This is a genomic window from Pseudoalteromonas sp. 2CM36K (assembly GCF_023161865.1).
Classification (GTDB): domain Bacteria; phylum Pseudomonadota; class Gammaproteobacteria; order Enterobacterales; family Alteromonadaceae; genus Pseudoalteromonas; species Pseudoalteromonas tetraodonis.
Genome location: NZ_JALNTK010000005.1, coordinates 121,629 through 133,755 on the forward strand (window position 1 = coordinate 121,629; position 12,127 = coordinate 133,755).

General features: G+C 42.0%; 11 protein-coding genes, 4 tRNA genes and 1 pseudogene. 12 read left to right on the top strand and 4 right to left on the bottom strand.

The annotated features are described in order from the left end of the window. Nucleotides 1-16 precede the first annotated feature (16 nt). Both MTN97_RS04605 and srmB read right to left on the bottom strand, forming a co-directional pair. On the bottom strand, nt 17-337 hold the full coding sequence (locus MTN97_RS04605; RefSeq protein ID WP_036980135.1) for a BON domain-containing protein: 321 nt from the start codon (nt 335-337) through the stop codon (nt 17-19). 239 nt (nt 338-576) lie between these two features. Continuing rightward, nucleotides 577-1,803, bottom strand: coding sequence for an ATP-dependent RNA helicase SrmB (gene srmB / locus MTN97_RS04610; protein WP_248473786.1), 1,227 nt, complete (start codon nt 1,801-1,803; stop codon nt 577-579). A 76-nt stretch (nt 1,804-1,879) separates the two neighbouring features. On the opposite strand from srmB, the gene MTN97_RS04615 reads away from it, so the two are divergent. After that, entirely contained in the window at nt 1,880-2,578 is a 699-nt protein-coding gene (locus MTN97_RS04615) for a tRNA1(Val) (adenine(37)-N6)-methyltransferase (RefSeq protein ID WP_248473787.1), read from the top strand. A gap of 94 nt (nt 2,579-2,672) precedes the next feature. Next, the gene (locus MTN97_RS04620) at nt 2,673-3,131 is read left to right on the top strand and encodes a DUF2147 domain-containing protein (RefSeq protein WP_248473788.1); all 459 of its coding nucleotides are present in this window, start codon (nt 2,673-2,675) and stop codon (nt 3,129-3,131) included. Between the two features lie 47 nt (nt 3,132-3,178). On the opposite strand, the gene fldB is transcribed toward MTN97_RS04620, so the two are convergent. Beyond that, nucleotides 3,179-3,700, bottom strand: coding sequence for a flavodoxin FldB (fldB, locus tag MTN97_RS04625; protein ID WP_008467792.1), 522 nt, complete (start codon nt 3,698-3,700; stop codon nt 3,179-3,181). A 105-nt stretch (nt 3,701-3,805) separates the two neighbouring features. Here fldB and xerD point away from each other — a divergent pair, with 105 nt between their 5' ends. From xerD to MTN97_RS04675, 10 genes are all read left to right on the top strand, one after another. Then, nucleotides 3,806-4,732: a site-specific tyrosine recombinase XerD gene (gene xerD / locus MTN97_RS04630; protein ID WP_248473789.1), complete on the top strand. Its 927-nt coding sequence runs from the start codon at nt 3,806-3,808 to the stop codon at nt 4,730-4,732. A 72-nt stretch (nt 4,733-4,804) separates the two neighbouring features. Next, complete coding sequence (gene dsbC, locus MTN97_RS04635; protein ID WP_036980127.1) at nt 4,805-5,533, top strand: bifunctional protein-disulfide isomerase/oxidoreductase DsbC; 729 nt, start codon at nt 4,805-4,807, stop codon at nt 5,531-5,533. 83 nt (nt 5,534-5,616) lie between these two features. Continuing rightward, nucleotides 5,617-7,338: a single-stranded-DNA-specific exonuclease RecJ gene (recJ, locus tag MTN97_RS04640; protein WP_248473790.1), complete on the top strand. Its 1,722-nt coding sequence runs from the start codon at nt 5,617-5,619 to the stop codon at nt 7,336-7,338. A 145-nt stretch (nt 7,339-7,483) separates the two neighbouring features. Continuing rightward, nucleotides 7,484-8,582, top strand: a protein-coding gene (gene prfB / locus MTN97_RS04645; RefSeq protein ID WP_096038752.1) for a peptide chain release factor 2 whose coding sequence is annotated in 2 segments (ribosomal slippage) — nt 7,484-7,558 and nt 7,560-8,582 — 1,098 coding nt in all. Because the reading frame shifts where the segments join, the coding sequence is not laid out codon by codon here. A 26-nt stretch (nt 8,583-8,608) separates the two neighbouring features. After that, entirely contained in the window at nt 8,609-10,144 is a 1,536-nt protein-coding gene (lysS, locus tag MTN97_RS04650; protein ID WP_008467803.1) for a lysine--tRNA ligase, read from the top strand. Nucleotides 10,145-10,497: 353 nt separating this feature from the next. Further along, nucleotides 10,498-10,680, top strand: coding sequence for a hypothetical protein (locus tag MTN97_RS04655; protein WP_248473791.1), 183 nt, complete (start codon nt 10,498-10,500; stop codon nt 10,678-10,680). Between the two features lie 128 nt (nt 10,681-10,808). After that, nucleotides 10,809-10,901 (top strand) — tRNA-Ser (locus tag MTN97_RS04660). 34 nt (nt 10,902-10,935) lie between these two features. Continuing rightward, nucleotides 10,936-11,012 (top strand) — tRNA-Arg (locus MTN97_RS04665). Nucleotides 11,013-11,070: 58 nt separating this feature from the next. Continuing rightward, nucleotides 11,071-11,147: transfer RNA gene (locus MTN97_RS04670), tRNA-Arg, on the top strand. A 143-nt stretch (nt 11,148-11,290) separates the two neighbouring features. Next, nucleotides 11,291-11,367 (top strand) — tRNA-Arg (locus MTN97_RS04675). Nucleotides 11,368-11,942: 575 nt separating this feature from the next. On the opposite strand, the pseudogene MTN97_RS04680 reads toward MTN97_RS04675, so the two are convergent. Then, nucleotides 11,943-12,127 (bottom strand): annotated as a pseudogene (locus tag MTN97_RS04680) (hypothetical protein); the annotation flags it as partial.

Here is a 12,127-nt window from a genome sequence, read left to right on the forward strand (position 1 = left end):
TTAAGAAAAAGTTATATTAAATGACACTAATTTTGTTATGAATGATTTTAACCCCATCCATATTTTCTAAAAACTTTTGTGCAAGAGCGCGTTCAAAACCGTTATTGGCTTCGCCTTTAAGTTCAACGTCACCGTCATTAACGTGTACGTTTAGTTTTTCTAACTTTAAATTTGGGTTAGTGCGCAATTCATGAGTAATAGATTGTTGTAAATTAGGTTGTGTAGCCACACTGCTAACTACAGCTAAATGCGTTGCTGCACTGACTTTAAAAGCAGAGGCTAATAAAAATAAACAACAAAACGAAATAAAACCGATAGTAAATTTAATGCGACTCATAACTATATCCTTAGTGTGTTACTAAAAAACAATGCCATTACTCGGCGTTTTAATACTCGTATATTCGATAGGGTTACAAGTTTCATTCCAAGATTAACTATTTGAAATAAATTACTATTTTATTAATTAGTTATTCAGCTAAGTATTTTTTACATATTACTATGAATAGCTTACTCACTGTTTTTAAGCCACAAAAAAGCCGACAAACGTCGGCTCAATTAAATGTGTTAAAGCTAAAGCTATTTTTTCTTTTTAGCTTTGGCTTTTTTCTTTGCTTTCATTTTTACTGGATCTTTACGCTTTTTAACCGGTGGTTTGGCTTCTTTATGCTTTGGCTCTAATCCTTTAAATACACGGCGTTTTAGCTTTTGCTCTATGTAACGTTCTACTTTGTAAAGTATGCCAATGTCGTGCGCTTCAATGAGTGAAATTGCAATACCTTTTTTACCAGCACGACCCGTACGGCCAATACGGTGTACGTATACATCCGCAGTGCGAGGCATATCAAAATTAATTACGTGGCTTATATCAGCTACATCAATACCGCGCGCGGCGACATCAGTTGCTACCAAAATGCGAGTTTTGCCACTGTGGAAATTTTCCATGGCTTTCATGCGTTTGTCTTGTGGCATTTCACCACGTAGCCACGCAGCTTTTACGCCGTTATTGGTTAGTTCACCAATAAGGGTTTCAAGACGCTCACGGGTTTTTACAAACACAATCGCTTTACTAACATCAGGGCCATTTAAGGTGTTAACTAATAGCTCAAGTTTATGATGATAATCATCCGCTAAATGAACCCATTGATGTATTTTAGCTTTTTCTTTGCGTGATGATTCGGCTTCAAGTAGCGCGGGGTCGTTTAAAATACGCTCAGCAAATAATTCTACGCTGTCACCTTCAAGGGTGGCTGAGAATAAAAAGCACTGACGACGGTTTTTAGCTTCATCACAAATGCGCAGCATTTCTTTACGAAAACCCATGTCGAGCATGCGGTCGGCTTCATCAAGAATGAGCATTTCTACGTTTTCTGCGTGGAAGTTTTCGGTTTCCAAATACTCCATTAAACGCCCAGGTGTGGCGATTAAAATGTCGTTATTATTTTCAAAAATTTCTTTGTGTGTACCGTAGTTTATACCGCCGGTAACCACCCCAATTTTTAACTGGGTTTGCTTTGCAAGTAACTCACATTGTTCATGAATTTGATAAGCAAGCTCGCGCGTTGGGGTCATAATTAATACCCGTGCAAAGCCCGGAACACGACGCGGAAAATCCATTAAATATTGAATTGCCGGAATTAAAAATGCCGCCGTTTTACCTGTACCTGTTGGTGCAGACGCTAAAATATCGCGTCCTTGCAACGCCTCAGGAATGGCTTGTTGTTGAATGCTAGTGGGGGTTTCATAGCCCATTTTATTAATAGCATTGAGTAGCTTATCATCAAGATCAAATTCAGAAAATTGCATAGAGTGTCAAAAATAGGGGACAATTGCCGTTAATTATACGCACTTAAACCTGCTTGGTGAATGAAAAGGTGAAAAAATGTCTGGTTTTGCATTTAAACAATTTAAGGTTGAGCACGACCAGTGCGCCATGAAGGTCTCTACCGATGGTATTTTACTGGGGGCATGGGCTGATTTAAGTGGGGCAAATACGTTACTTGATATAGGAACAGGTACAGGGTTACTGGCTCTAATGTGTAAGCAACGAGCGCCACATTTAAAGGTGAGTGCGGTTGAAGTTGATGAAGCAGCCTATCAGCAGGCTTTTCAAAATTGCCAGCAAAGTCCTTGGCCGGATATTAGTATTTACCATCAGTCTATTCAGCAGTTTGAGGCTGCTGGTTTATTTGATTGTGTTATAGTTAATCCGCCTTATTTCAATCACAGTTTAAAAGGTGATAATGCAGCGCGAAATATCGCTCGCCATACCGATGGTTTAAGCTTTGCAGAACTGCTTGGTGCGTATAGGCACCTAAGTCATCAACATTCGCGTTTTAATCTTATTTTACCCACCACTGAGGCGCAGTTATTTATAACATTAGCACAGCAGCAAGGGCTGTATTTAAATCGTCACTGCCAAGTACAAGCTATGCCAAATAAGCCCTTTAGCCGCAGTTTGATGACTTTTAGTTTTGATGATTGCGAAGTAAGTAAAAGCACCCTATGCATAAGGGAGTTAAGTAATGCTTACAGTCAAGACTACATTGCACTGTGCAAGGCGTTTTATTTAAATATGTAATACCACGCTGTATGCCTAAAGCATTTTTACGTAGAGTGTTTTATAAAGGGTTGTTAGTATGGCGACATTATTGACTCATGTTTAAAGTAATCTGATGAATTTATTAACTAAAAAAACAAAAAAAATACTATTACTAGCCCTTTTAGCGGGCAGCTTATTTAACACCTCTGAGGTTTTTGCTAACCCCACACCGGTTGGGCTTTGGAAAACTATTAACGAAGAGACTAACGAGGCTAAGTCGTACGTGCGCATTACTGAGCAAGATGGCGTGCTGACTGGAAAAATTGAAAAAATACTCAATAAAGCCAAGCAAGATGCACTTTGCACCGAGTGTGATGGTGATAAAAAGAATCAGCCTATGTTGGGGATGACCATTATTGAAGATGTGACCTATGCGGGTGACGGTAGTTGGGAAGACGGTGAAATACTCGACCCAAATAATGGGAAAACCTACAGCGTGCGTTTAACACCGCAGCAAAATGGCGAAAAACTAGAAGTGCGCGGTTATGTGGGCTTTTTTTTCCGTAACCAATACTGGTTAAAAGTAGAATAGTTAAGAATTAAAAAGCGCTGCATGGCAGCGCTCTTTGCAATAGTGAGTTATAGGGTTTCAGCGTACTCTGTCATCACTTGTTCTACCCAAGTGGCAATACGCTCGTCGCTTAGCTCGTACTGACTGTCTTCATCTAATGCTAAACCTACAAACTGTTTACCGTCTTCGGTAAGGGCTTTGGACGCTTCAAATTCGTAATTACTATCGTTAGGCCAAAAGCCAAGTTGAGTAATGGCTTGGGCATTTATTTCATCGTGCAACATACCTAACGCGTCTTGAAACCACTGGCCATACCCTTGCTGATCGCCCATGCCAAATAAGGCTATAGTTTTACCATTTAGGTCAACGTCTTTTATGTCGTCCCACTTTGATTCCCAATCTTCTTGAATTTCCCCAAAGTCCCACGTTGAGATACCAAAAATGATAAAGTCGTATTGCTCAGCGTTTTTAAGCGGTTCGTCTTTAATATTGTGTAAACTGACGATATCGGCGCCAATAATGTCGCGTATTTTTTCTGCCGCCATTTCGGTATAGCAGGTAGTAGAACCAAAAAATAAACCAATCTGCATCGTATTTATCACTGTGTAATTGCCTGTTATGATAGGCTCAAGTTTACCGTAAGGTATTTTTAATTGATACCTTCTCCCGTGGTATTACCAACATGAGATCACAACGTGACAACGCTATCTGACGATTTACCTGAACAAAACACTGAGCTAAGCAGCAATAGCGACTTTTTAGAAACCTTTTTAGATAGCCTATATTTAGAGCAAGGCGTAAGTGAAAACACACTGAGCGCTTATCGCAGTGACTTAGATAAGTTTTGCCAATTTTTAAAAGGCGAAAACTTAATGACGGTAACCAGCCTCGACATTGAAAGTTACCTAGCACACCGCGTTGATTTAGGGCTAAAACCACGCAGTACTGCACGCAGTATTAGTGCATTAAAACGTTTTTATCAGTACTTTGTACGCGAAAAAATAATTAGCGACTCACCTATGGTTAATATTGCTCAGCCTAAAGCGGGGCAGTCGTTACCAAAAACGCTTTCTGAGGCTGAAGTAGAGGCGCTATTAAGTGCGCCCAACATTGAAGAGCCAATGGGTCTGCGCGACAAAGCCATGCTGGAGTTACTGTATGCAACAGGCCTGCGGGTAACCGAGCTGGTGGGACTTAGAATGGAGCAAATAAATTTGCGCCAAGCTGTGGTGTTTGTAAAAGGTAAAGGTAACAAAGAGCGATTAGTGCCATTAGGTGAAGAGGCCATGTACTGGCTCGAGCAATTTTTAAAGCTCGGGCGCGCGCAAATGATAAAACATGCCACCGATTTTGTGTTTCCTTCTAAACGGGGGGTAGGCATGACACGACAAACTTTTTGGCATCGGATCAAACACTATGCTATTTTGGCATCCGTTGAGTCGCCGTTATCACCCCATACCTTGCGACATGCATTTGCAACGCATTTATTAAATCATGGGGCTGACTTGCGTGTGGTGCAGATGATGCTTGGCCACAGCGACCTATCAACTACCCAAATTTATACGCATGTAGCGAATGAACGATTAAAATCGGTACATGCTGAGCATCATCCTCGTGCTTAAGCGAATTTTTTTGTCACTAAGCCGGTCATATAGACACGATAAGATAAGTATTTTTAAGATAGAGAACCCGTTATGAAAAAATTAATGTTAGCAGGTGCCATGTTGTGCACTAGTTTGAGCGCCTTTGCTAATGGCGTTGCAGTAACACCCGATGCCAATGATCCTATCGTGACGAAATTTGCCGCGCTAGGGGTAACCGTTAAACAAATTAATCCAAGCCCAGTTGCAGGCTTAAAAGAATTGATCACCAATAAAGGTGTGCTGTATGCAAGTCCTGACGGTCAATTTTTAATGCAAGGTACGCTAATCGATTTAAACAACCGTAGTAACCTAACCGAGCAAGCACTTAATGGTGTGCGCCAATCAGGGTTAAAAGAATACGAAGACTCAATGATTGTTTACAAAGCGCCTGAAGAGAAGCACAGCATTACTGTATTTACCGATATTAGCTGTGGTTACTGTCGTAAATTACACCGTGAACTAGATGACTTACTTGATGCGGGTATTACCGTTAAGTATTTAGCGTTTCCGCGTGGCGGTCTGCAAGGATCTGGTTACGCTGATTTAATGAATGTATGGTGTGCGAAAGATCAGCAAGAAGCATTAACTGAAGCTAAATCAGGTGCAGATACCCAAATTGTTAAAGGCTGTAGCGCACCTGTTGCTGAGCATTATCAGTTAGGCCAGAGTTTTGGTATTAGCGGTACACCGGCTATTATTTTAGAAGATGGCACGATGATCCCAGGTTATCAGCCTGCTGCGGCATTAAGCGCAGCGCTTGAGGCTAACAAAGCGGGCTAAGCAATACCGCGAGTATGTGTTTAAAAAGGCCTTTATGGCCTTTTTTTGTCTTATATCATGAACATCATAAGTTAAAAACTAGCATGAAAAAAATGATCATTGCGCGAGAACCCGTTGACGACTCTCATCTGCCGAGCCATCTTCACCCTGTTATTAAGCAAATTTATGCCACGCGAAATGTTTCCCATGCCGATGAGCTAAACAATAGCGCAGCTACACTCCACGACTTCAAACTTTTTAAAGATATAGACAAAGCCAGCCAACTGTTAATTGAAGCCCTACACGCACAAAGCAAAATACTTATTGTGGGCGATTTTGACGCCGATGGCGCAACCAGCACCGCCACCTTAATGCAAGGGCTGGCCATGTTTGGCTTTACTCACTTAGATTACCTAGTACCAGACCGCTTTAGTTTAGGGTACGGTTTAAGCCCCGCATTGGCTGAGCAAATAGTGACAATGAAGCCCGATTTAGTGATCACCGTCGATAATGGCATATCGTGTATCGCAGGCATTGATATTGTTAAAGCCGCAGGCATTAAAGTACTGGTAACAGATCACCACTTGCAAGGCGAACAACTGCCTAACGCCGATGCTATTGTTAATCCTAATCGTCATGACTGTGATTTTCCTTCTAAGTCGATAGCCGGTGTTGGGGTGGCGTTTTATTTACTCATTGCCCTGAGAAGTGCGCTGCGTGAACAAGGTTATTTTGAGCAGCATCCTATGCCAAATATAGCTGATTTGCTTGATATTGTAGCGTTAGGTACGGTAGCCGATGTGGTGGCACTTGATGCGAACAACCGCACCTTAGTGCACCAAGGCTTGGCTCGTATTCGCAGCGGTAAAACTCGCCCAGGTATTACCGCACTGATTGAAGTGGCTAATCGCAATGCCGCGCGTTTGAGCGCCAGTGACTTTGGTTTTTCGCTTGCTCCACGCTTAAATGCAGCAGGGCGCTTAGACGACATGAGTCTAGGTATAGCGTGTTTACTTAGCAACGACATAAATCAAGCAAGACGCATAGCCGGTGAGCTTGATAGCTTAAACTTTGCCAGACGTGAAATAGAGCAAGGCATGCAAGTAGAAGCGCAAGCGGTGCTCGATAGGCTCGCCTTTAAAGAAGACAGTGTGCCCGATGCCATTTGTTTGTACCAAGACGATTGGCACCAAGGGGTAATTGGTATTTTAGCCGGGCGCTTAAAAGAAAAGTACCACCGGCCAACTGTGATATTTGCCGGTGGTGAAAACGGTGAAATTAAAGGCTCATGTCGCTCTATTGAAGGCTTGCATATGCGCGACTTACTTGAGGGATTAAACACCGCGCAGCCTGGTTTAATTAATAAATTTGGCGGCCACGCAATGGCGGCAGGGTTAAGTATTAACGAGCAGCAATTTACTGAGTTTAAACGTGCGTTTGAAAGTGCGGTCAGCGCTCAACTCAGTGAAGAAAGTAAACGTTGCATTGTGTTTACCGATGGTGAGCTACCTAACGACTGCTTTAGCATGGATTTTGCGCAATTATTAAAGCAATCAGGCCCGTGGGGGCAGCAATTTCCTGAGCCGATATTTGAACACACCTTTGAAGTGATACAGCAGCGCATTGTGGGTGAAAAACACCTAAAGTTAGTCCTTAAACACCAATCTGCACGTTTAGTTGACGCCATAGCTTTTGGCATTGATGTAAAAGCGTGGCCAGATACCGAGGCGCAGTTTGTTAAAGTAGCGTACCAACTCGATATTAACGAGTTTAGAGGTAAATTTAGCTTACAACTAATTGTAAGAGAGCTTGAAAAAGTGGGCTAAAAAATATCTTCAAACCATGCATAAAAGGCTAATAAAACGCGCGGTTTTTTGTTAAAATCGGGCGTTTTTATTATTTGATGATTTTTAATTGCGCTCAGTCTCTTTTTTAAGTGCGCAATAACCTAGCCATTTTGGAGTAATGTACATGTTTGAAGTGAATCCTGTGATTAATCAAATCAAGGAAATTCGCGAACGTACTGAACTGCTTCGGGGGTACCTTTGACTACGCTCTTAAACAAGAACGTTTAGAAGAAGTTAACGCCGAACTTGAAGATTCAGCCGTATGGAATGAACCTGAGCGCGCACAAGCCCTTGGTCGTGAAAAGTCAGCACTAGAAGCCGTGGTTGAAACCATTGACACCTTAGTGGCGGGTACTGACGACGTTGAAGGGTTAGTAGAGCTTGCTGTTGAAGCCGAAGATCAAGACACCTTTGATGAAGCACAAAGTGAACTAGCTGATTTAAATCAGCAGCTTGAAGGGCTTGAGTTTCGTCGTATGTTTTCAGGTTCTCACGATTCAAACGATGCCTACCTTGATTTACAGTCAGGTTCTGGCGGTACTGAAGCGCAAGACTGGTGTAATATTTTACTTCGCATGTATTTACGCTGGGGTGAAGCAAAAGGCTTTAAAGTAGAGCTTGTTGAAGCGACCGATGGTGATGTTGCCGGTATTAAAGGCGCAACGGTGCGTTTTTCTGGGGAATACGCTTATGGGTGGTTACGCACTGAAACAGGCGTACACCGCCTCGTTCGTAAAAGTCCATTTGACTCAAGTGGTCGTCGTCATACCTCGTTTGCTTCTGCGTTTGTTTACCCAGAAGTTGATGACAATATTGAAATTGACATTAATCCGTCTGACTTGCGTATAGACGTTTACCGTGCATCAGGCGCGGGTGGTCAGCACGTAAATACCACTGAATCAGCTGTACGTATTACTCACGTGCCAACTAATACTGTGGTGCAGTGTCAAAACGAGCGCTCGCAGCATAAAAATAAAGCCCAAGCAATGAAGCAGTTAAAAGCGAAATTATTTGAGCTTGAGCTACAACAGCAAAATGCAGAAAAGCAAAGCCAAGAAGACAACAAGTCTGATATTGGCTGGGGAAGTCAAATTCGTTCTTACGTACTTGATGACTCGCGTATTAAAGATTTACGTACCGGCGTTGAAAACCGTAATACTCAAGCGGTACTCGATGGCGACTTAGACAAATTTATTGAAGCCAGCTTAAAATCTGGCTTATAACCACCAAGCTAAAAAAGAGCTAAAAAATGACTGATCAAATCCAAGACGAAAATAAGTTAATCGCTGAGCGTCGCGGCAAATTAGACGCTATTCGCGCAAATTGCCCAGCCAACGGTCATCCAAACCAATTCCGTCGTGAGCATTACACGGCAGATTTGCAGGCTGAGTTTGGTGATAAGAGTAAAGAAGAATTAATCGAATTACAGCACGTAGTATCGATTGCAGGTCGTATTCTTGCTAAGCGTGGTCCGTTTATGTCTATTCAAGATATGAAAGGCCGTGTACAAGTTTATGCATCAAAAGACGTTCAAAAAGATTTAAAAGCAAAATATGGCCAGCTTGATATTGGCGATATTATTGGTGTTAAAGGGCCACTTAATAAATCGGGTAAAGGTGATTTATACGTAGATATGGCTGAGTACGAACTACTGACTAAGTCACTTCGTCCACTTCCTGAAAAATTCCATGGCCTGTCGGATCAAGAAACGAAATACCGTCAGCGTTATGTTGATTTAATTACTAACGAAGCAACGCGTGAAACATTCCGTATTCGTTCACAAGTGGTTGAAGGTATTCGTCGCTTTTTAGCAGACCGCGATTTTATGGAAGTAGAAACGCCAATGCTACAGGTTATTCCTGGTGGTGCATCTGCGCGTCCGTTTGTGACTCATCATAATGCGCTTGATATCGACATGTACTTACGTATTGCGCCTGAGCTTTACTTAAAGCGTTTAGTAGTAGGTGGTTTTGACCGTGTATTCGAAATTAACCGTAACTTCCGTAACGAAGGGTTATCAACGCGTCACAACCCAGAATTCACCATGATTGAGTTCTACCAAGCATACGCTGACTACATTGATTTAATGAACATCACCGAAGACATGTTACGTACAGTTGCAACTAACGTATTGGGTAGCCCAATCGTTGTTAACACCACTAAAGATGAAAACGGTGAAGTGATTGATTCAGTAGAGTATGACTTTGGTCAACCGTTCACACGTTTAAGCATGAGCGACGCAATCTTAAAATATAACCCTGAGTTTGATGCTGCGGTATTTAACGACCCAGAAAACCACTTTGAAGAATTAAAAGCGTACGCTAAACAAGTGCATGTTAAAATTCCTGAAAACTGCGTATGGGGCCCGGGTAAGTTTTTATGTGAAATATTTGAAGAAACGGCTGAGCATATGCTTATCCAACCTACATTTATCACAGGGTACCCGTGGGAAGTGTCTCCACTTGCACGTCGTAACGACGAAAACCCATTTGTAACTGACCGCTTTGAATTCTTTGTTGGTGGCCGTGAACTAGCAAATGGTTTCTCTGAGCTTAATGATGCACAAGATCAAGCTGAGCGTTTTTCTCGCCAAGTTGAAGAAAAAGACGCAGGTGATGATGAAGCAATGCACTACGACGAAGACTACATTCGCGCGTTAGAGTATGGTTTACCACCAACAGCGGGTGAAGGGATTGGTATTGACCGTTTAGTCATGTTGTTTACTGACTCATCAACTATCAAAGATGTTATTTTATTCCCACATATGCGCCCACAAGCAGACTAAGCTTGAAGGAATAAACTAAAAAATTATCAACGCCGCTAACTAGCGGCGTTTTTTTGCCCTATTGTTTGTGAGACATTGCCTAAACTGCTCATTAAGTCTTTTAATTAATTGTTTTCACATTAATAATGAAGTCTAGGTATAAAGAGCAATTAACCTTTAATTCAGTTTCACTCGCATATGGTTACTCCACTGCTTAGCAACATTACAGCAGTGATATAACTTTTTGGTATGATTGTTTTTTAAACATTGCGTTGTATTTATGTAAATTTTTTAGCTAAAATGTGGCGGAAATTTATACGCTGTCATTCTTAGTCGTAAAAAATAAAAATTTCTAAAGGACTTAGAAAAATAATATGAAAGTTAAACAAGTAGAACCTTTACCTGATGAAAACACCACTGAACAACAGCGACAAGCATATTATCGTGCGTGTATTGCTGAGTTTCAGAAGTTAGGCTATCAAGAGCAATACCTTGCTGAACTTACGGACGAACTAGTGCCAGTGATGGGTGTAAACTCAAGCACGCCAAATGCCTAACCCGATTAAATTTCGAACTAATTTCACTGTAAAACTAAACATATGTGCAATCTATAGCCATATAGTCACTTTTGTCAGAAAAGTGTTTGACATATTTTCTGAAATCTTTATTATACGCCCCACAAGACGGAGAGGTGTCCGAGTGGCCGAAGGAGCTCCCCTGCTAAGGGAGTATAGAGTTTGTAGCTCTATCGAGGGTTCGAATCCCTCCCTCTCCACCATTTTTTAAATGGCGCATCTTGTAAAATAAAGTATGGGCGCATAGCTCAGCTGGATAGAGTACCTGGCTACGAACCAGGCGGTCGGAGGTTCGAATCCTCCTGCGCCCACCATACTTTACTCTCTTTTAGAGAACGCTCTGCTTAGAGTTAAAACAAGCAAAATGAAAGTGGGCGCATAGCTCAGCTGGATAGAGTACCTGGCTACGAACCAGGCGGTCGGAGGTTCGAATCCTCCTGCGCCCACCACTTTCATTGCAACTCCTGCTAAGAGTATAAATAAGTAAAGTATTGGCTAACGCCAAGCGGTCGGAGGTTCATTCTTATTAGATACGTCCTACGCCCACCACTTTCAACTCTCACTTAGAGTATAAATAAGTAAATATGAAAGTGGGCGCATAGCTCAGCTGGATAGAGTACCTGGCTACGAACCAGGCGGTCGGAGGTTCGAATCCTCCTGCGCCCACCACTTTCTATTACAATTAAAGTTAATAGAAAAGAAACCGACAAAAGTCGGTTTTTTTGTGTCTGAAATAAAGTGAATAAGAGAAAGTAGCAAGCTACGAACCAGGCGGTCGGAGGTTCACTCTTAGAAGATACGTCCTGCGCCCACCATTTTCATACATAAGCCGACACTAAGTCGGTTTTTTTGTGCCTGAAATAAAGTGAATATGGGAAAGTAGCAAGCTACGAACCAGACGGTCAGAGGTTCACTCTTAGAAGATACGTCCTGCGCCCACCACTTTCATACATAAGCCGACACTAAGTTGGTTTTTTTGTGCCTGAAATTTGAGAAGGCTAACAGATATTAGTTAAACCTAATTATACACACCGCTAAATTTTGCATTCAGCCACTTCTCTAAAAGCGCAGCGCCTCTTAACCTCTTTGTGAATAACGCCCTTAAAAACCTAAATGCACAAAGAGAAGTGAAAGAGGAGTAAATGAGACGTTCAAAATCACCATGAGTATTTAAACGCCAGCAAGCTACATTTTACAAATAATATCATCGTCAACTTTTAATGTGGACGTAGTGCTTACTCACGTTAGAAACACAGTTTCTCATTGCTAAAACCTGGGCGAGATAAAATCCCACTAAAACCTAAAAATTTCGCTTGCAAAAGGCTCGGTGTTTTATTTTTATTACCTGACCGCTGACCGCTGACCGCTGACCGCTGACCGCTGACCGCTGACCGCTGACCGCTGACCGCTGACCGCTGACCGCTGACCG